The 16,647-nt window shown below is 70.6% G+C and carries 22 protein-coding genes; 9 read left to right on the top strand and 13 right to left on the bottom strand.

Features of this window, described 5'->3' with window-relative positions; all coding sequences use genetic code 11:
• Both M1L60_RS38095 and M1L60_RS38090 read right to left on the bottom strand, forming a co-directional pair.
• Positions 1-224: SPFH domain-containing protein (locus M1L60_RS38095; RefSeq protein ID WP_253242436.1), on the bottom strand; the 224-nt coding region annotated here is incomplete at its 3' end.
• 11 nt (positions 225-235) lie between these two features.
• Positions 236-685 carry an NfeD family protein gene (locus tag M1L60_RS38090; RefSeq protein ID WP_253242435.1) on the bottom strand — a complete coding sequence of 150 codons (450 nt, stop codon included), beginning with the start codon at positions 683-685 and terminating at the stop codon, positions 236-238.
• Between the two features lie 155 nt (positions 686-840).
• Between M1L60_RS38090 and M1L60_RS38085 the strand changes: the two genes are divergently transcribed.
• Positions 841-2,145, top strand: a complete 1,305-nt coding sequence (locus M1L60_RS38085; protein ID WP_253242434.1) for a serine hydrolase domain-containing protein — start codon at positions 841-843, stop codon at positions 2,143-2,145.
• Between the two features lie 11 nt (positions 2,146-2,156).
• Here the strand turns inward: M1L60_RS38085 and M1L60_RS38080 are convergent, their stop codons facing one another.
• From M1L60_RS38080 to M1L60_RS38070, 3 genes are all read right to left on the bottom strand, one after another.
• Positions 2,157-2,561, bottom strand: coding sequence for a type II toxin-antitoxin system VapC family toxin (locus tag M1L60_RS38080; RefSeq protein WP_253242433.1), 405 nt, complete (start codon positions 2,559-2,561; stop codon positions 2,157-2,159).
• Entirely contained in the window at positions 2,558-3,511 is a 954-nt protein-coding gene (locus M1L60_RS38075) for a hypothetical protein (RefSeq protein WP_253242432.1), read from the bottom strand. Before M1L60_RS38075 ends, M1L60_RS38080 begins: the two co-directional genes overlap by 4 nt.
• 147 nt (positions 3,512-3,658) lie before the next feature.
• On the bottom strand, positions 3,659-4,564 hold the full coding sequence (locus M1L60_RS38070; RefSeq protein WP_253242431.1) for a DMT family transporter: 906 nt from the start codon (positions 4,562-4,564) through the stop codon (positions 3,659-3,661).
• A 156-nt stretch (positions 4,565-4,720) separates the two neighbouring features.
• On the opposite strand from M1L60_RS38070, the gene pdxR reads away from it, so the two are divergent.
• Positions 4,721-6,019, top strand: a complete 1,299-nt coding sequence (gene pdxR, locus M1L60_RS38065) for a MocR-like pyridoxine biosynthesis transcription factor PdxR (RefSeq protein WP_253242430.1) — start codon at positions 4,721-4,723, stop codon at positions 6,017-6,019.
• Here the strand turns inward: pdxR and M1L60_RS38060 are convergent.
• Positions 6,006-6,806: a DUF3097 domain-containing protein gene (locus M1L60_RS38060; protein WP_253242429.1), complete on the bottom strand. Its 801-nt coding sequence runs from the start codon at positions 6,804-6,806 to the stop codon at positions 6,006-6,008. The genes pdxR and M1L60_RS38060 overlap by 14 nt on opposite strands.
• A gap of 89 nt (positions 6,807-6,895) precedes the next feature.
• On the opposite strand from M1L60_RS38060, the gene M1L60_RS38055 reads away from it, so the two are divergent.
• The gene (locus tag M1L60_RS38055) at positions 6,896-7,678 is read left to right on the top strand and encodes an Rv1486c family protein (RefSeq protein WP_253242428.1); all 783 of its coding nucleotides are present in this window, start codon (positions 6,896-6,898) and stop codon (positions 7,676-7,678) included.
• On the top strand, positions 7,671-8,156 hold the full coding sequence (locus M1L60_RS38050; RefSeq protein ID WP_253242427.1) for an NUDIX domain-containing protein: 486 nt from the start codon (positions 7,671-7,673) through the stop codon (positions 8,154-8,156). Before M1L60_RS38055 ends, M1L60_RS38050 begins: the two co-directional genes overlap by 8 nt.
• Here the strand turns inward: M1L60_RS38050 and M1L60_RS38045 are convergent.
• Positions 8,149-8,553: an NUDIX hydrolase gene (locus tag M1L60_RS38045; RefSeq protein WP_253242426.1), complete on the bottom strand. Its 405-nt coding sequence runs from the start codon at positions 8,551-8,553 to the stop codon at positions 8,149-8,151. The genes M1L60_RS38050 and M1L60_RS38045 overlap by 8 nt on opposite strands.
• A gap of 56 nt (positions 8,554-8,609) precedes the next feature.
• Between M1L60_RS38045 and M1L60_RS38040 the strand changes: the two genes are divergently transcribed.
• Both M1L60_RS38040 and M1L60_RS38035 read left to right on the top strand, forming a co-directional pair.
• Entirely contained in the window at positions 8,610-9,140 is a 531-nt protein-coding gene (locus M1L60_RS38040) for a GNAT family N-acetyltransferase (RefSeq protein ID WP_253242425.1), read from the top strand.
• An 87-nt stretch (positions 9,141-9,227) separates the two neighbouring features.
• Positions 9,228-9,536, top strand: coding sequence for a hypothetical protein (locus tag M1L60_RS38035; protein ID WP_253242424.1), 309 nt, complete (start codon positions 9,228-9,230; stop codon positions 9,534-9,536).
• Here the strand turns inward: M1L60_RS38035 and M1L60_RS38030 are convergent.
• Positions 9,520-10,350, bottom strand: a complete 831-nt coding sequence (locus tag M1L60_RS38030; protein ID WP_253242423.1) for a L,D-transpeptidase — start codon at positions 10,348-10,350, stop codon at positions 9,520-9,522. The two genes, M1L60_RS38035 and M1L60_RS38030, sit on opposite strands and share 17 nt — an antisense overlap.
• A 43-nt stretch (positions 10,351-10,393) precedes the next feature.
• Between M1L60_RS38030 and M1L60_RS38025 the strand changes: the two genes are divergently transcribed.
• Positions 10,394-10,921, top strand: coding sequence for an alpha/beta fold hydrolase (locus tag M1L60_RS38025; RefSeq protein ID WP_253242422.1), 528 nt, complete (start codon positions 10,394-10,396; stop codon positions 10,919-10,921).
• On the opposite strand, the gene M1L60_RS38020 is transcribed toward M1L60_RS38025, so the two are convergent.
• Genes M1L60_RS38020 through M1L60_RS38000 form a run of 5 tightly spaced genes read right to left on the bottom strand, consistent with a single transcriptional unit; the run spans position 10,911 to position 14,609 of the window.
• Entirely contained in the window at positions 10,911-11,309 is a 399-nt protein-coding gene (locus M1L60_RS38020) for an MmcQ/YjbR family DNA-binding protein (RefSeq protein ID WP_253242421.1), read from the bottom strand. The genes M1L60_RS38025 and M1L60_RS38020 overlap by 11 nt on opposite strands.
• 4 nt (positions 11,310-11,313) lie before the next feature.
• Positions 11,314-12,093 (bottom strand): HAD-IIA family hydrolase, encoded by a 780-nt coding sequence (locus M1L60_RS38015; RefSeq protein ID WP_253242420.1) that lies wholly within the window; start codon positions 12,091-12,093, stop codon positions 11,314-11,316.
• Positions 12,093-13,091: a ferrochelatase gene (locus M1L60_RS38010; RefSeq protein ID WP_253242419.1), complete on the bottom strand. Its 999-nt coding sequence runs from the start codon at positions 13,089-13,091 to the stop codon at positions 12,093-12,095. The genes M1L60_RS38015 and M1L60_RS38010 overlap by 1 nt, the downstream gene beginning before the upstream one ends.
• A 19-nt stretch (positions 13,092-13,110) precedes the next feature.
• Positions 13,111-13,878 carry an enoyl-ACP reductase FabI gene (gene fabI, locus M1L60_RS38005; protein WP_253242418.1) on the bottom strand — a complete coding sequence of 256 codons (768 nt, stop codon included), beginning with the start codon at positions 13,876-13,878 and terminating at the stop codon, positions 13,111-13,113.
• A 26-nt stretch (positions 13,879-13,904) separates the two neighbouring features.
• Positions 13,905-14,609, bottom strand: coding sequence for a beta-ketoacyl-ACP reductase (locus M1L60_RS38000; RefSeq protein WP_253242417.1), 705 nt, complete (start codon positions 14,607-14,609; stop codon positions 13,905-13,907).
• An 88-nt stretch (positions 14,610-14,697) separates the two neighbouring features.
• Between M1L60_RS38000 and M1L60_RS37995 the strand changes: the two genes are divergently transcribed.
• Together M1L60_RS37995 and M1L60_RS37990 are read left to right on the top strand one after the other, a co-directional pair.
• Positions 14,698-15,990 carry a sensor histidine kinase gene (locus tag M1L60_RS37995; protein WP_253242416.1) on the top strand — a complete coding sequence of 431 codons (1,293 nt, stop codon included), beginning with the start codon at positions 14,698-14,700 and terminating at the stop codon, positions 15,988-15,990.
• Complete coding sequence (locus M1L60_RS37990; RefSeq protein WP_253242415.1) at positions 15,987-16,637, top strand: response regulator; 651 nt, start codon at positions 15,987-15,989, stop codon at positions 16,635-16,637. Before M1L60_RS37995 ends, M1L60_RS37990 begins: the two co-directional genes overlap by 4 nt.
• The last annotated feature ends 10 nt before the right edge of the window (positions 16,638-16,647 follow it).

Genomic DNA, 16,647 nt, shown 5'->3' with positions numbered 1-16,647 from the left:
TGGGGCGGGAAGGAGACGACCTGCTCGCGCATGTCGACCTTGCTGCGCACCGAGTCGACGAACGGCACCAGCAGGTTGAGACCCGGCGAGAGCGTCCGCTTGTACTTGCCGAGACGCTCGACCACGTCCATGCGCTGCTGCGGGACGATGCGGACCGATCGGAGCAGCGTGACGATGGCGAACACCACGATCACGATGATGAGGACGCCGACAATAGCTTCCATGGCACCCCTCTCTATATGTTGGGCAGATCGTCGCGCCACACGATGACCGTGCCGCCGTCGACCTTGATGACCCGGACGCGCTCGCCGGGTAGGTATTTCTCGTGACCGTCGAACGAGCGGGCCTGCCAGTGCTCGCCGTCGATCTTGACCATGCCGCTCTCGCCGTCGATCTCTTCGAGCACGGTGGCCTGCGTGCCCTCGATCGCCTCGACCCCGAACGGCGTCTCGCCCGTCTCGATGGCGGGCCGGGCGTGGCGCTTGACGATCGGGCGCAGGGTGGCCACGGACAGGCCGGAGACGACCACGAACACGATCACCTGCAGCAGAAAGGGTGCGCCGAGAGCCGCCGCACCGGCCGCCGCGAAGGCACCGACCCCGAAGAAGATGATCAGTAACGTGGCCGTGAAAGCCTCGGCGATCGCCAACGCGATGCCTAGCACGATCCAGAGAACCGCTTCCACGCATCGATCGTGACACGTCCGCGCACGTCCGGCGACGCTGCGTGCGCCCTCACGGAAAATGTCATGCAACTGCCATCCAATCCGGGGGCCCGGCAGCGTAGCCATATGGGCCGAGCAGAGTTATACCCACGAGTCACACATCGAGAGGGTCCACCGTGTCACTGCTGCCGGAGACCGGCCGACGGGTCGAGGAGATCGCCGTCCGCGCCCAGGCCGAGGGGCGTACGCCGTCGCTCGTGCTGGCCGTCGTGCGCGACCGCGCCGTGCTGCATCAGGTCTTCACCGGCGAACATCCGCGGCCGGACGCGAAGACGCAGTACCGCCTGGGGTCGATCACCAAGACGATCACCGCCACGCTGGCCCTGCAGCTGCGCGACGAGGGCTTCTTCGCCCTCGACGACCTGCTGTACCGCCACCTGCCGGGCACCCCGATCGGCGGGGTCACACTGCGCCAACTGCTCGGACACGTGTCCGGCCTGCAGCGCGAGCCGGACGGCGCCTGGTGGGAGCGCAACACCGGCGGCGACGTCGACCAGCTGCTGGCCGAGCTGGGCTACGACAAGGTCGCGGGGCCGCCGTTCCGCCGCTACCGGTACTCGAACCTGGCCTACGGGCTGCTGGGCGCCGTGATCGAGAAGGTGACCGGGGAGAGCTGGCAGGCCCTGGCCGGCAAGCGGGTGCTCGACCCCCTCGGGATGAAACGGACGACGTACGCGCCGGTGGAGCCCTTTGCCCGGGGTTATGTCGTGCATGAGCTGGACCGTTCGCTGCACGAGGAGCCCCGCCTGGACTCGGGGGCGATGGCGCCGGCCGGTCAGCTCTGGTCGACGCTGACCGACATGGCCAAGTGGGCGGCCTTCTGGACCGACCCGGCCCCGGCCGTACTCGCGCGGGAGACGGTCGACGAGATGTGCGCGCCGGTGGTGATCAGCGACCTCGAGTCGTGGACCGGCGGCCACGGCCTCGGCCCGCAGCTCTACCGGGTCGGCGAGCGGGTGTTCGTCGGCCACGGCGGGTCGATGCCCGGGTACGTGGCCCAGTTCGCCGTCCACCGGCGCAGCCGCCTGGGCGTGATCGCCTTCGCCAACTCGTACGGCCTGTCCGGCACGACGATCAAGGACGTCGCCCTGTCCGCCCTGACCGCGGCCGTCGACGGCGAGCCGGAGACCCGTACGCCCTGGCTGCCCCCCACCCCGCCCACCGGCGAGGCCGCGGCCCTGGTCGGCCGCTGGTGGTGGATGGGCCGCGAGTACGAGATCACCACCCACGCCGACACGTTGGTCATGACCGGCCCCAACCACCGTTCCCGCTTCACCCGCGAGGCCCCCGACCGCTGGCGCGGCATCGAGGGCGACAACGAGGGCGAGCTCCTGACTCTCCTGCGCGACGACGAGACCCACGTCACCGCGATCGACATCGCCACCTTCGTCTTCAGCCGCGACCCGTCCCACCTGGCCTGAGCCCGGCACCGTCAGGAAAGAACGACCAGACCTGGGAAGTTGTCGAAATGGCGTCGGTTGATCGTCAACAACGGCGCGTTGTGATAGATAGCCGTGGCGCAGATCCACAAGTCGTTGGTCTGGCTGTTGTGGCCGAGCGGATGACCGGCCCGCTGCGCATGACTCTTGAGCCGGCCCCAGAGGCGTGCAAGATCGTCGTCGTAGGGCGCGACAACGTAGCGGCGGATTGCCTCTTCGAGTTGATCCACCCGCTTCTGGCCCCAGCCCCGCTTGGCCGCGCCGAAGTGAACTTCCGCAATGGTCGTGAAGCTGATCACCGGGACTGCGCCTATCAGGTGTGGAGCGAACGAACTCGCGGCCGTCGGAGTTGGCCACAGATGTGAGAAGGCATCGGTGTCGACGATCACGTACTTCATTCGTCGCCGGTCCGAGCCGACCGGACAGCGTCCAGGAACTCGTCGAAGTCTTCGATGGGCGCACCGCCGAGTTCGTCGAGCGAGCTCAACGGCTCAACCTGCTGCTGCCGGGCCAGACCGTCGAGCGAACTGGGCTTGGCGCTGCTCAGCGCTTCCAGCCGTGTCAGGTGGAGCACGTGGACTGACGTGCCGTTCGGCTCGAACTCCCCGGTCCCCTCGGCCATGACCATCTGGTCCATGGCATCGAGGACAGCGTCACGCAAATCCTGCGGGAAGTCACAGAGCACGCTTCCGGCGTAGGTGTCGATGCGGCAGCGAAGGCCGGCCGGTGAGAAGTCGCCCATATGCAACCGGCCGACGACAGTTACGGTCTGCTGAACAGGCTCGAACTGGACCGAGCGGACCGCTGCCTGCAATTCCTCATCAATCGTGAAACGTTTCCCGCCGGCCCGCCAGAACTCGATTCGAGTGACGCCCGTCGGGCTGATCCCGCCCGCGAGATCGCGTATGCCGTTGAGAACCTGCGGGGTGAAGTGAGGGGGCGTCGTCAGCGGGTCGCGCAGGATTCCGTTGATCCCCTCCTCCAAGACGTCCAGCGCACTGTTCAAGAGGTCGTCCAGGCTGCGTTGCCCGGTGCGCGCAATGTCGAGTGCGGCCGACCCCGCTCGGAACCCGACGAAGTCGAGCCGAACCGCGTCGACGATCTCTCGGGGGCGCCGTCCGGGCCGGGCAGCGCCACCGCTGATGCTGAGCGCGATCCGCTCGAGTGAGGCTTGGAGCCCACCCGCGAGGCGGGCCAGTTCCGACAGGGCCAGACGCCCGCCTTCGGTCGCTGGGCCGACAGCGCGAAGGACGAGATCGGCCTCTCCGCTCACCGTGTCGCCTGACGAGCTCAACAGACCCACCTCCCAACGTTTTCGAGCAGGATCGGCGTCGGCCGGCAGGCTCACCGACCCGGCCGGACCAGTGGCTCCATCATGCCCGAATCAGAGGACGGAGACGTCGACCCCGCTCACGCCTGTGGATAACTCGAGCTGCCCGCTTGACAGCGGCGTAGCGTCGCCGCCACGTCCCTGGGTGGGAGGGGGCGGCGGTGGCTAGGGGACAAGATCTAAAGCTCGGGAAGTCACGATCGGCGTGGGTGCGACCGTCGGGCGGGAGCGGAAGCCCAGCGCCAGGCCGACCGCGACGACGGCGATGCCGAGCCAGACGGCCGGGCCGGGCATCGGGCCGCCCAGGGCCACGCCGGCCACGGCCGCCGAGATCGGGGCGATGCCGGTCAGCAGGCCGGCCCGGGCCGAGCCGAGGCGCTGGACGCACGTGTACCAGAGGACGAACGCCACCGCTGTCACCGCGACGGCCAGGTAGATGCCGGCCAGTATGTCGTCGAGTCGCAGCCGCAGCACCGCTGCCGGGCCCTCGCCGACGAGTCCGCCGACCCCGAACGCCGCCGCGGCCATCCACGTCGAGTGCACGCTGACGCCGAGCGGGCCGTGGCGGCCCAGCACCGGGACGGCCAGCAGGGTGAAGCCGGCCTCGCAGGCGAACGTCACCAGCGCCCACAGCAGGCCGATGCCGTCGGTGCGGCCCAGGCCCTGCACCAGCGCCGCGCCGGCCGTGACGATCAGGGCGGCCACGATCAGCCGCCGGGCCGGGGTCTGACCCTCGAGCAGCGGGCCGGCCACCGCCAGCAGCAGCGGCACGCAGGCCACGGCTACCCCGAGCACGGCCGGCTCGGCGTGGCGGGAGCCCTGCACCAGGGCCACGTTGAAGATGAGCATGCCGGTGACGACCACGCCGCCGAGCCACAGCCACTCGGTGCCGTGGGGGCGCACGAGGCGCCGGCCGGTGAACCGTGCGTACAGCACGAGCAGCAGACAGGCCACGGCGTACCGAAGCGATTGCACGGTCAGGGACGGCGCGCCGGCCAGGAAACCGGAGACGGCGACGCTGCCGCCGACGAAGGCCATACCGGTCGCGCCGGCCAGGAGACTTGTCTTCACCAGAACGATGCTGGTCGCGATATGGTCCGGGTTGAAGGACCAATCCAATGGCGCTGAGGGGGACCAATTTCCGGATCGGACTTCCTGCAGCTGCGCCCCGAGGAGGCGCCCGTCAAGGGCCTGACGGCCTGGCTCGCCGACGGGCTGCGGGCCGCGGTGGTGGGCAAACGGCTGGCCCCGGGCGAGAAGCTTCCGCCCACGCGGGTGCTCGCGGCCGAACTGGCGATCTCGCGCGGGGTGGTCGTCGACGCCTACCAGCGGCTCATCGACGAGGGGCTAGCGCAGGCCCGCACCGGCGCCGGCACCACGATCGTCGCGCATCCGCACGTCCGGGACGCGCCCTCCGACCGCCGCCGCTCGCTCGACACGTTGCGCCTGCCGCTGCCGCCGGCCGACGGCATCGACGTCGACCTCTCCCCCGGCGTCCCGGATCTTTCGGCCTTTCCGCGTACGGCGTGGTTGCGCGCCGAACGGGCCGTGCTCGACGAGATCACCGCGGCCGACCTGGGCTACGGCGATCCGGGCGGCACCCCGCGCCTGCGGGCCGAGCTGGCCGGGTGGCTGGCCCGCACCCGCGGCGTACGGGCCGAACCGGACGACGTCATCGTGGTCAACGGTGTCGCCCAGGCGCTGGCCCTGCTCGCCCAGACGCTGCCGTCACGAACGATCGCCGTCGAAGACCCGGGATCCCGCGGGGCGCGGGACCAGCTGGCGCATTGGGGCGTACGCCCGGAGCCCGTCCCCGTCGATGCCGACGGCCTGGTCGTGGCCGCGCTCACCCAGTCCGCGGTGCTGCTCACCCCGGCCCACCAGTTCCCGACCGGGGTGGTGCTCGGCCCGGCCCGCCGGCGGGAGCTGCTGGCCTGGGCGGCCGGCGGTGGCACGGTCATCGAGGACGACTACGACGCCGAGCACCGCTACGACCGCGCCCCCGTGGCGGCGCTTCAGGGCTCGGCTCCGGACCAGGTGGCGTACGCGGGAAGTGTCTCGAAATCCCTCGCGCCGGGCATGCGTCTGGGCTGGCTGATCGCCCCGCGCCGCCTGCAGCCCGCACTGCTCACGGCCAAGCACGACAGCGACCTCGGCAACCCGGCGCTACCCCAGCTGGTGCTGGCCCGGCTGCTGACGACCGGCGACTACGAGCGGCATCTGCGCCACGTCCGCAACCGTCAGCGCCGCCGCCGGGACGCGCTGCTGGCCGCCCTGCGCGAGCACCTGCCGAGCGCCCGCGTGACCGGGATCGCCGCCGGTCTGCACCTGCTGCTCATGCTGGACGGCGACGAGCCGGACACGCGGACGGCCGAGCGCGCCGCGGAACATGGCGTTCTCGTCCACCCGCTGTCGTGGCACCGGATGACGCCCGGCCCGCCCGGCCTGGTGCTCGGCTACGCGGCCAACCCGCCGGATCGGCTGGCCGAGGCGGGCCGGCGTCTGGGAAGGCTCATGGCACGGTGACGAAGTCGATCAGGCGCTCCATCGAGTTGATGAGCGGCGTCTCGACGTCCTTGTAGCTGCTCACGGACGACAAGATGCGCCGCCACATGTCGTACGGTTCCCGGACGCCCACCGCCTTGCAGATGCCCTCTTTCCAGGGCTGCCCGGGCGGGATCACCGGCCATTTCTGCAGTCCGACCCGCTCCGGCTTCACGGCCTGCCAGATGTCGACGTACGGATGCCCGGTGACCAGCACGTCCGGGTCGGTCACGGCGGCCACGATCCGGCTCTCCTTGCTGCCCGCGACCAGATGATCCACGAGTACGCCCAACCGCCGCTGCGGCCCCGGCCGGAACTCCCGCACCGCGCCGGCCAGGTCGTCGATCCCGTCCAGGGGCTCGACCACGATGCCCTCGATGCGCAGGTCGTCGCCCCAGATCCGCTCGACCAGGGCGGCGTCGTGGACGCCCTCGACCCAGATCCGGCTCGCCTTGGCCACCTGGGCCCGCACCCCGTCGACGGCGACCGACCCCGACGCCGTCACCTTCCGCTGGGCCTGCGCGGGCGCCGCGGCGGGCCGGCGCAACGTCACCGTCTGCCCGTCGAGCAGGAAAGCGGCCGGCTCCAGCGGGAAATTGCGCCGCTTGCCGTGCCTGTCCTCGAGCACGACCGCGCCGAGCTCGAAGCCGACGACCGCCCCGCAGAACCCCGAATCCGCGTCCTCCACGACCAGGTCGCGTTCGGCGTCCACCTCGGGCACGACCCGCCGGCGCCGCCACTCCCCTTTGAGCACGTCCTCCCCATACATGCAAGGCACCGTAACCCGTGCGTTGGGACACGGCGTTTCTGACTCTCCGGCCGAGACAAGGTTCCCGGCGGGCACGTACCCTTGCTCGCATGTCCCCCGCAGCAGATGCGGCCACCCTCGTCGCGCGGCGCTCCACCCGGTTCGTGGCCTGGGTGCGCGCCTGGCGCGCCGGGCTCGCCCCCTTCGACGAGCTGGCCGACGAGATCGCCCGCGACGAGGAACACCTCGTCGCCGACGTGCCCGGCACGTGGACCGACGTGCCGCTGCCGCAGGGCCTGCCGGCCTTCGCCAAGGTGCACCCCGACGACATCCGGCTCGTGCTGCCCGCCCCCGGCGACCCGCGCGGCCTGCCCGGCCCGGGCCCGCTCACCGGCGCCGCCATGCTGGCCGGCGAGGCCGTGATGACCTCCGGCTTCGGTGTCGTGCCCGAGGTGCGCCGGCACGTCTCCGGTTCCGGCGTCGAGTTCGAAACCGTGCTGTGGCGCTGGTTCCCGGTCGAGAATTACCGCCCGGTCTTCCAGATGGGCGCGGCCGAGGCCGAGGGCGAGCTGACCCTGGCCCTGGGCGAGGCGACCAGCCAGCTGACGAAGCTCGACGTGGCCCAGTGGAAACCCGAGCTGGCCGGCGCCCTGCAAGCGTTGCGCCGCCCCGACAGCACGGCCACGCTGCCGCCCGGCTTCGACCCGCGGGCCCGCCGCCTGTTCGCCCGCGCCTCGGTGCTCGACCAGGTGCTCGCGCTGGCCTCGACCAACGCCCCCGGCGGCGCCATCAACGGCTACGAGGCCCAGCAACGCGACGCCGCGCTGCGCCCCCTGATGGACGCGTGCCGCCAGGCCCTGGTCGCCGCGTGCAACTCGCCGCTGCATGCCTGACCGCACCAAGCACTGCACGTTCTGCGGCGCCCGCTTCGTCCCGGGCCAGCCGTGGCCGCGCCGCTGCACCGCCTGCGGCGAGACGACGTACCGAAATCCGACCCCGGTGGCGGTCGCCCTGCAACCCGTCGGCGCCGGCCTGCTGGTCGTCCGCCGGGCCGTCCCACCCGCTCAGGAACGGCTGGCCCTGCCCGGCGGCTTCATCGACTACGGCGAGTCCTGGCAGGACGCCGCCGCCCGCGAGCTACGCGAGGAAACCGCCCTCAGGGCCGACCCCGCAACAGCCTCCCTGTTCGACACGATCAGCGCCCCCGACAGCACACTGCTCGTGTTCGCCTTGTTCCCACCACTCGCCTCAGCCGACGAGATGCCCCCACCCGAACCCAACAACGAGACGTACGGCTGGGAAGTCCTGAAAGGCCCGGTCGAACTCGGCTTCAGCCTCCACACCGCCGTCGCGGCCCGCTTCTTCAGCTGATCAGGCCGGCGGCCACCAGTTCGGCGACCAGCCGCTGGATCGCCGGGGCGCAGCGCCCGGCGTCGGCCGAGGTGAACCAGGCCAGCTCCGCGATCTCGTTGGCCGCCACCGGCGTCTCGTCGGGCTTGCCACCGATGAAACAGATCAGGCGTACGGTCGTCCCCGGCGGACGGTTGTGGGCGGGCGCGACGATCTCGGCGAACAGGGTGAGGTCGGCCGGGTCGACCACCAGGCCGACCTCCTCGCGGGTCTCACGGGCGGCCGCTTCGGCGTACGTCTCGAAGGGTTCGGGTTTGCCGCCGGGCAGATAGAAGGCGTCCAGCCCGTCCGGCCGCACCACCAGCACGCGGCGGTCTCGCACGTGGACCCAGGCAGCGGCGATCACTTCGCTTGTCACCCGGCGAGCCTAAATCGACAAGCGCGGGAACCCACGCGACGGCTAGCCTGCCGGCCATGGAGATTCGAGCGGAGCGGGACGGGGACGACGTTGCCGGCGTGCATCGGGCGGCCTTCGGCGCGGACGGCGAGAAGATCGTCGAGCTGGTGGCGGCGCTCAAACGGGATGATCCCGCGCTGCTGTCGCTCGTGGCCGAAGTCGACGGACAGGTCGCCGGGAACGTCATGTTCACCCGCAGCCTGCTCGACGCGCCGTCGCGCCTGGTCGACGTGTGGGTGCTCAGCCCGCTGTCCGTCCTGCCCGCCCGTCAGCGGCAGGGCGTGGGCCGGGCGTTGATCGAGCACGGCCTGCGGATCGCCGACGAGCAGCGCGTGCCGCTGGTCTTCCTCGAGGGCGATCCCGCGTACTACTCGAAGGCAGGTTTCCGCGCGGGCGGCGAGCTCGGCTTCCGCAAGCCGTCGCTGCGCATCCCGGACGTCGCGTTCCAGGTCTACCCGCTGACGGCCTACGAGCCGTGGATGACGGGCACGCTCGTCTACTCGGCCACGTTCTGGGACTACGACTCGGTCGGGTTGCGCGATTCCTGAGCCTGCACCTCGTGGCCGGCGCCTCACGCGACCCGGCTCACGTTCGTTTCGTAGGCGTGGGTTGGCCCGGCCCCTTACGTTGACGACATGCAGAAGCCGGAACTGGACGAGGATCAGCGCACGCTGGCCGCCCGCGTCGCCGCGATGCTCGAGGGGCTCGGGCCGGCTGACGACTACTCGGACGCTCTGCCCGCGCTGCGCGAACTCACCCGGGACCGGTTGGTGCTCGGGGACGTGCTGGGCGACTACCTGCACAAGGTGATGGCCGGCAGTCAGGCCCAGACCGTTTCGTACTGGCCGGTGCTGGAACTGTTGCGGGCGGCCGGCGCCGATGAGGAGCGGGCCGCGGCCAAGGCGACCTGGTTGCGGACGGCGGACGTCACTCCACCACGGTGAGCACGACGCCCTCGGGGATGTGACGCAGCAGGGTGCGCTGCGCGTCCGGCGGCATGCGGATGCAGCCGTTGGAGATGCTCCGCCCGAAGGCCGACTCGTCGTTCCACGCGTGGATCGCGGTGTGCCCGTTGCGCAGCGAGGCCGACAGCGCGTCGCGGTCGTCGGGGATCGCGCCGAGCACCAGCGCGTCGAGCCCGGCGTACACGTGTCCGTTGGTGATGGTCCGGCCCATCACGTAGGTGCGGCCGAGTGGTGTGGGCGTCCGCGAGGAACCGATCGCCACCTCCCAGTCGCCGCGCGGCTTCCCGTTGTGCCGCCAGGTGAGTCGCCGCTCGCTGAGGTCGACGACGAGCTGGTCGCGCAGCGGGTGCACCGTCCCGGCGCTGACCGGCACCCACCCGATGCGACGGTTGATCGACGGGACGAGCACGCCCAGCCACCCCGGCTCCCGCGCGACGATCGGCGCTGTGGTCGGCAGGCCGCTGATGCTGCGGGGCAGGAACGCGCGCGCCCGGCCGCCGGGTGCATCGTAGAGAGCGGCCTTCCCGTGCGGCCGCAAGCCTTCGGTGACCGCTTCGAGCGAGTGCGGAGCCGGGTCGCGCGGAAACCCCGGGGCGGCATTCCAGTACGAGATCTTGGGCAGACCGGGCGGGGCCGGAGTCGCCTCGGGCACCGGCCGCGCGGGCACGACGGCGGCCGGGATCTGGCGCACGGCCAGCGTCCCGTGGCCCTCGTCGCGCGTGGCGGCCGCCGCTGCCGTCGCGCCCAGGGCGACCGCGAGCAGCCCACCCGCCACCGCCCTACGGGTGTACATGCCACCACACTAGGACAATTCGATCGCCTGCGAGAATGCCCCGATGCGAAGAGCGATCATCTTTCACGGCACGGGCGCCAATCCGGGCGTGGCCTGGTACCCCTGGCTCGCGGCACAGCTGACCGAGCGGGCGTACGAAGTCGAAGTTCCCCATTACCCCGGGCTCAACGTCGAGCCGGTCGCCGAGTTACTGCCCAGCGTCCTCGAAGCGCACCGTTTCGACGAGAACACCGTGCTGGTCGGCCATTCCGGCGGCGCCGCCCTGCTGCTGGCCCTGCTCGAACACGTCCGCGTCGGCCAGGCGGTTCTCGTCGCCGGCTATTGCACCCGCCCCAACGACGCCGACGAGCCCGTGCTGCAGGCCGACTACGACTGGGACACCATTCGCGCCAACGGCGGCGAGCTCGTTTTCATCAATTCCCGCATCGACCCGTACGGATGTGACGAGCATCAGGGCCGGGCCATGTTCACCCGCCTCGGCGGCACCCAGATCGTGCGCGACGACGGCCACTTCGGCGACTACGGCCAGCCCTACGACGAGTTCCCGCTGTTGAACCGGCTCATTCCTTAGCAGCGTCGAGGCGGGCCACCCGCCGCTTACCCGCGGTCAGCCGATAACTGGCGTCGAGCAGCTCCTCGATCTCGGCCCAGTCGGTGTCGGGGCCGAGATCGATGCCGAGCCAGCCCGACGGCGCTAGGTAGGCCGGCCGGTAGCACCGCGGATCGTCCACCATCGCCGCCCGCTCGTCGGGGTCGAGCAGCACGAGCAGCGACTGGCTGTGCCGCTCGTACTCGCCGTCGACCTTGATGCTGCCGCCGTAATACGCGAACACTTTGGTCGTGTAGAACGCCGGAATGCCGTGCGACACCTTCTCGGCCGCGTCCGGAAAGTCCAGGGCCAGTTCCCGTACGCGGGAAAGCATTGGATCTTGATCGTCGAACATGACCGGGTGGCCCATGGCGTCAGATCTCGCCGATCAGGTCGGCCACCGAGTCGAGAATGCGCGACGGGCGGAACGGATACCGCTCCGCCTCTTCCCGCGTGCTGATTCCGGTGAGCACGAGAATCGTCTCGAGACCGGCCTCGAGCCCGCACAGGATGTCGGTGTCCATCCGGTCGCCGATCATGGCCGTGCTCTCGCTGTGGCCGCCGATGACGTTCAGGGCCGAGCGCATCATCATCGGATTGGGCTTGCCCACGAAGTACGGGTCGACGCCGGTCGCCTTCGAGATCATGGCAGCCACCGAGCCGGCGGCGGGCAGCGCGCCCTCGTTGGACGGGCCCGTCGCGTCCGGGTTCGTACAGATGAAACGGGCGCCGCCGTCGATCAGCCGAATGGCCTTGGTGATCGCCTCGAAGCTGTAGGTGCGGGTCTCGCCGAGCACCACGTAGTCGGGGTCGAACTCGGTCAGTACGTACCCCGCCGCGTGCATGGCCGTGGTCAGGCCGGCCTCGCCGATGACGTACGCCGTGCCGCCCGGCCGCTGGTCGGCCAGGAACTGGGCCGTGGCCAGGGCGGCCGTCCAGATCGACTGCTCGGGCACGTCGAAGCCCATGCGGGTGAGCCGGGCCTGCAGGTCGCGCGGCGTGTAGATCGAGTTGTTGGTCAGGATCAGGAAGGGCTTGCCGGACGTCTTCATCCGGTTGACGAACTCGGGGGCGCCCGGCACCGGCACACCCTCGTGGACGAGAACGCCGTCCATGTCGGTGAGCCAGCTCTCGATGGCCTTGCGCTCAGTCATCATGCTCCTCGTCGCTGTGGAGGTGGGCAGCACGGGACCGGGCAGTCGTCCCAGACCGGCAGCGTACCGAGCCGCTGCAGCGGGGCGCCGTCGGTCCGCTCCTGCACGAGTTCGCGCACCATCGTGACGAACTGCGGATCGGTGCCGGGGGTGGCCGCGCGCGCGTACCCGAGGCCGAGCCGTTTGGCGGTGTCGGCTGCCTCGTTGTCGAGGTCCCAGAGCACCTCGAGGTGGTCGGAGACGAACCCGATCGGGCTGACCACGACGTCGGTGACGCCGCGCTGCTGCAAGACCTCGAGGTGGTCGTTGATGTCGGGCTCGAGCCACGGCACCTGCGGCGGGCCGGAGCGGCTCTGCCACACCAGGTCCCAGTCGTCGTGCCCGGCGACCAGGCGGGCCGTCTCGTGCAGCTGGGCCTCGTAACGCCCACCGGTCGGGCCCGCGGTCTTCGCCATGCTGACCGGGATCGAGTGGGCGGTGAAGACCAGCCGCGTCGTCTCGCGCCGGCTCTCGTCCAAGGTCGCCAGCGCGGCCCGTACGGCGTTCTGATGCGGCCCGACGAAGCCGGGGTGATCCCAGAACTGGCGCAGCTTCGAAATCACCGGCGCACCCGGACCGACCTCGGCCCGGGCCTTCGCGATGTCCTCCCAGTACTGCTTGCACGACGAATACCCGCCGTACGCGCTGGTGGCGAAGCCGAGGGCGTGCTTCACGCCGTCGTCGCGCATCTGCGCCACCGTGTCGGCCAGCATGGGGTGCCAGTTGCGGTTGCCCCAGTACGCCGGCAGGTCGATCTCTTTTTTGATGGCGGCCAGCAGATCACGGTTCTGCTGGTTGATCGGCGAGACGCCGCCGAAGTGGTAATAGTGCTCCGCCACCTCGGCCAGGCGCTCGTCGGGAACGCCACGCCCGCGCACCACGTTGCGCAGGAACGGCATCACGTCATCGGGCTTCTCGGGACCACCGAAGGACAGCAGGACGAAGGCGTCGTAGACCACACGTCCATACTGCCCCGTATCACGCACCCAACGCGTGATAGCCCCCGTCGACGTGTACAACCTCACCCGTAGTAGCCGGGAACCAGTCCGACAGCAGGGCGCAGATGGCCTTGCCGGTGGCCGTGGTGTCGTGCAGGTCCCAGCCCAGCGGCGCCCGGTTGGCCCACGCGTCCTCGAACTGCTCGAACCCGGGGATCGACTTGGCCGCCATCGTGCGCAGCGGACCGGCCGACACCAGGTTGCTGCGGATGCCCTTGCTGCCCAGGTGCAGGGCCAGGTAGCGGTTGGCCGACTCCAGGCCCGCCTTGGCCACGCCCATCCAGTCGTAGACCGGCCACGCCTTGGTCGCGTCGAAGGTCAGGCCGACGATGCTGCCACCGGGCTGCATGAGCGGCAGACAGGCCACCGCCAAAGACTGGTACGAGTACGTCGAGACCTGCAGGGCCTTCGACACGTCCTCCCACTGCGCGTTGAGGAACTCGCCGCCCAGCACGCTCTGCGGCCCGAACGCGATCGAGTGCAGCACGCCGTCCAGCCCGTCCACGTGCTCGCGCACCTTGTCCGGCAGGGCGGCCAGGTGCTCGGGGTCGGTCACGTCGAGCTCGATCACCGGCGGCGGCTCGGGCAGGCGCTTGGCGATCCGCTCGACCAGCGACATCCGGCCGAAGCCGGTCAGCACGACCTTGGCCCCGTTCTCCTGGGCGATCCGGGCCGCCGCGAACGCGATCGAGGCGTCGGTGATCACACCGGTGATGAGCAGCCGCTTACCGGCCAGCAATCCAGACACGCTCTGTTACTCCTTAGATATTTTTCTCAGTGGCCCATGCCGAGACCGCCGTCAACGGGGATGACCGCGCCGTTGATGTAGCCGGCCGTGTCCCCGGCCAGGAACGTGACGGCCCCCGCGACCTCGTCGACCGTGGCCAGTCGCCCCGCCGGCACGGCCTTGATGATCTCGGCCCGCCGGTCGTCCGAGAGCACCTGGGTCATCTCGGTGTCGATGAAGCCCGGGGCCACGACGTTGGCCGTGATGTTCCGGGTGCCCAGCTCGCGGGCGATGCTGCGGGCCATGCCGACCAGACCGGCCTTGCTCGCCGCATAGTTCACCTGACCGGGACCGCCGTACAGCCCGACCACCGACGAGATGAAGATGATCCGGCCCCACTTGGCCCGCAGCATCTTCGAACTGGCCCGCTTGGCGACCCGGAACGAGCCCTTCAGGTTCGTGTCGACGACCCGCTCGAACTGCTCCTCGCTCATGCGCAGCAGCAGCGTGTCGTCGGTGATGCCGGCGTTGGCCACGAGCACCTCGACCGGGCCCAGCTCCTTCTCGATCTGGGTGAACGCGGCGTCGACCTGGGCCGGGTCGGTGATGTCGCACTGCACGCCGTACAGCCCCTCGGGCGCCCCGCTGCCCCGGTGCGTGACCGCGACCCGGTCGCCTTGCTCGGCGAACGCCTGCGCGATGGCGAGGCCGATGCCCCGATTGCCGCCTGTCACCAGTACCGTGCGAGCCACGACCTTCGCTCCTCATACCCAGGTAGGGGGTGCCGGATGGCACCGCGGGGGCACGACGGCGCGGTGCGCAGCGCCGTAACCTGCCGGAGTGGAGACTATCGGCCCGGTGACCCGGCGCAATGCCACGGGGCCGCTACGCCGCCTGTCGTGGTCGCGGGAAACTGTCCGCCCGGCCCCACGGGCGCGCATCTGGATCTATGTGATGCCGCTGGGACTGCTGGCCCTGGCCGGTCTGGGCCTCGCCGTCGGCGTCCACCTGACCGAGACCCGGAACCTCGACCCGTTCTGGGTGGTGCTCATCTCAGTCGGCTCGGCCCTGCCGGTCGTCGTCACTCTACGTCGCCCCGTGCTCGCCTGGCGCCTGGCGTTCCTGATGCTCTTCCTGGGCAGCCTGCAAGCCGGGCCGAAAGAGTCGTGGCCCTGGAACACGGTCCAGATCCTCGGCTTCCTGCTCGTGCTGGGCCGCCTGGCCGTGGTCGAGGACGCCGCCCTGACCATCTGGGCCACCGCCCTGAGTCTGATCCCCGTTTTCGTGTACGCCCCGTACGCGAACGCCTGGGGGGCGGCGATCCTGCTCGTGGCGATCGCCGCGCTCGGCGACATCGTCTCGCGCCGCCGCCGTACGAAAGACCTGCTCGCCCGCAGTGAGGAACTCACCGAGCTAGAGCGGGCCCGGCGCGCGGTGCTGGAGGAACGGACGCGCATCGCCCGCGAGATGCACGACGTGGTCGCCCACCACATGTCGATGATCGCCGTCCGAGCCGAGACCGCCCCCTACCGCGTGGGCGAATTGTCCGACCCGGCCAAGGAAGAGCTGGCGACGATCGCCGACGCGGCCCGCGAGGCCCTGACCGACATGCGCCGCCTGCTGGGCGTGCTCCGCGCCGAGCAGGACGAGGTGCCACGCGCTCCCCAGCCCGGCTTCGCCGAGGTCGAAGGCTTGATCACAACGGCCCGGGCCGCGGGGGTGGATGTCGCCTACACCGCAACCGGTCTGCCCCGGCCTGTGGACAACGCGCTCGCCTCCGATCCGGCTGTGGACAACGAAATCCATTCCGGCGGCGATTCCCCTAGGCTGCCCACCCTGGGTGGGGCGGCGGCGGGGCTCGCGACGTACCGCATCGTTCAGGAGGCCCTGGCCAACGCGGCCCGTCACGCGCCCGGCCGGCCCGTGACCATCGAGGCCCGAGGCTTCGACGACCGTCTCGAGCTGACCGTGCGCAACGAGCTGGCCGCCCCCGCGCCCACCGGCCCGAGCCAGGGCCACGGCCTGGCCGGCATGCGCGAGCGCGCCGAACTGCTGGGTGGCACATTGTTCGCCGCCCCCGAGGACGACCACTTCGTCGTGTGGGCGAAACTGCCCTGGGGAGAGAGCCAGTGATCAAGATCCTGATCGCCGACGACCAGGCCATGGTCCGCCAGGGCTTCGGCGCGCTGCTGGCCGCCCAACCCGACATGCTGGTCGTGGGCGACGCGGCCGACGGCGCCGCCGCCGTGACCCAGTCCCGCGAACTCCGCCCCGACGTGGTCCTGATGGACGTACGCATGCCGGTCATGGACGGCCTCGAGGCAACCCGCCGCCTCAACCAGAACGACGGCCCCAAGGTCCTGATCCTGACCACCTTCGACCTGGACGACTACGTGTACGCGGCCCTGCGCGCCGGCGCCAGCGGCTTCCTGCTGAAGGACGCCCCCGCCGCCGACCTGATCAACGCCGTCCGCATCGTCGCCGCCGGCGAGGCCCTGCTGGCCCCCTCGGTGACCCGCCGCCTGATCGCCGAGTTCGCCGCCCGCCCCCTGGCCGACCGCCCCCGCCCGGCCGCCCTCAACGCCCTCACCCCCCGCGAGACCGACGTGCTGCGCCTGATCGCCCGAGGCCGCTCCAACCAGGAAATCGCCGAAGACCTGGTAGTAGCCGAACAGACAGTCAAAACCCACATCGGCCGCATCCTGGCCAAGCTCGGCCTACGCGACCGAGCCCAAGCAGTCGTCTTCGCCTACGAAACAGGCCTCGTCACCCCGGGATGACAAATCACGA

This window comes from Paractinoplanes aksuensis, assembly GCF_024137025.1.
GTDB lineage: Bacteria > Actinomycetota > Actinomycetes > Mycobacteriales > Micromonosporaceae > Actinoplanes > Actinoplanes aksuensis.
The sequence above is the reverse complement of the archived record's forward strand: the minus strand, read 5'-3'. Positions and strand labels throughout refer to the sequence as shown.

Bases quoted from the DNA above. Each gene is read 5' to 3' on its own strand.
- M1L60_RS38080 (WP_253242433.1), bottom strand. From the start codon at position 2,561: ATGAAGTACGTGATCGTCGACACCGATGCCTTCTCACATCTGTGGCCA.
- M1L60_RS38060 (WP_253242429.1), bottom strand. From the start codon at position 6,806: ATGTATGGGGAGGACGTGCTCAAAGGGGAGTGGCGGCGCCGGCGGGTC.
- M1L60_RS38055 (WP_253242428.1), top strand. From the start codon at position 6,896: ATGTCCCCCGCAGCAGATGCGGCCACCCTCGTCGCGCGGCGCTCCACC.
- M1L60_RS38050 (WP_253242427.1), top strand. From the start codon at position 7,671: ATGCCTGACCGCACCAAGCACTGCACGTTCTGCGGCGCCCGCTTCGTC.
- M1L60_RS38040 (WP_253242425.1), top strand. From the start codon at position 8,610: ATGGAGATTCGAGCGGAGCGGGACGGGGACGACGTTGCCGGCGTGCAT.
- M1L60_RS38035 (WP_253242424.1), top strand. From the start codon at position 9,228: ATGCAGAAGCCGGAACTGGACGAGGATCAGCGCACGCTGGCCGCCCGC.
- M1L60_RS38030 (WP_253242423.1), bottom strand. From the start codon at position 10,350: ATGTACACCCGTAGGGCGGTGGCGGGTGGGCTGCTCGCGGTCGCCCTG.
- M1L60_RS38025 (WP_253242422.1), top strand. From the start codon at position 10,394: ATGCGAAGAGCGATCATCTTTCACGGCACGGGCGCCAATCCGGGCGTG.
- M1L60_RS38020 (WP_253242421.1), bottom strand. From the start codon at position 11,309: ATGGGCCACCCGGTCATGTTCGACGATCAAGATCCAATGCTTTCCCGC.
- M1L60_RS38015 (WP_253242420.1), bottom strand. From the start codon at position 12,093: ATGACTGAGCGCAAGGCCATCGAGAGCTGGCTCACCGACATGGACGGC.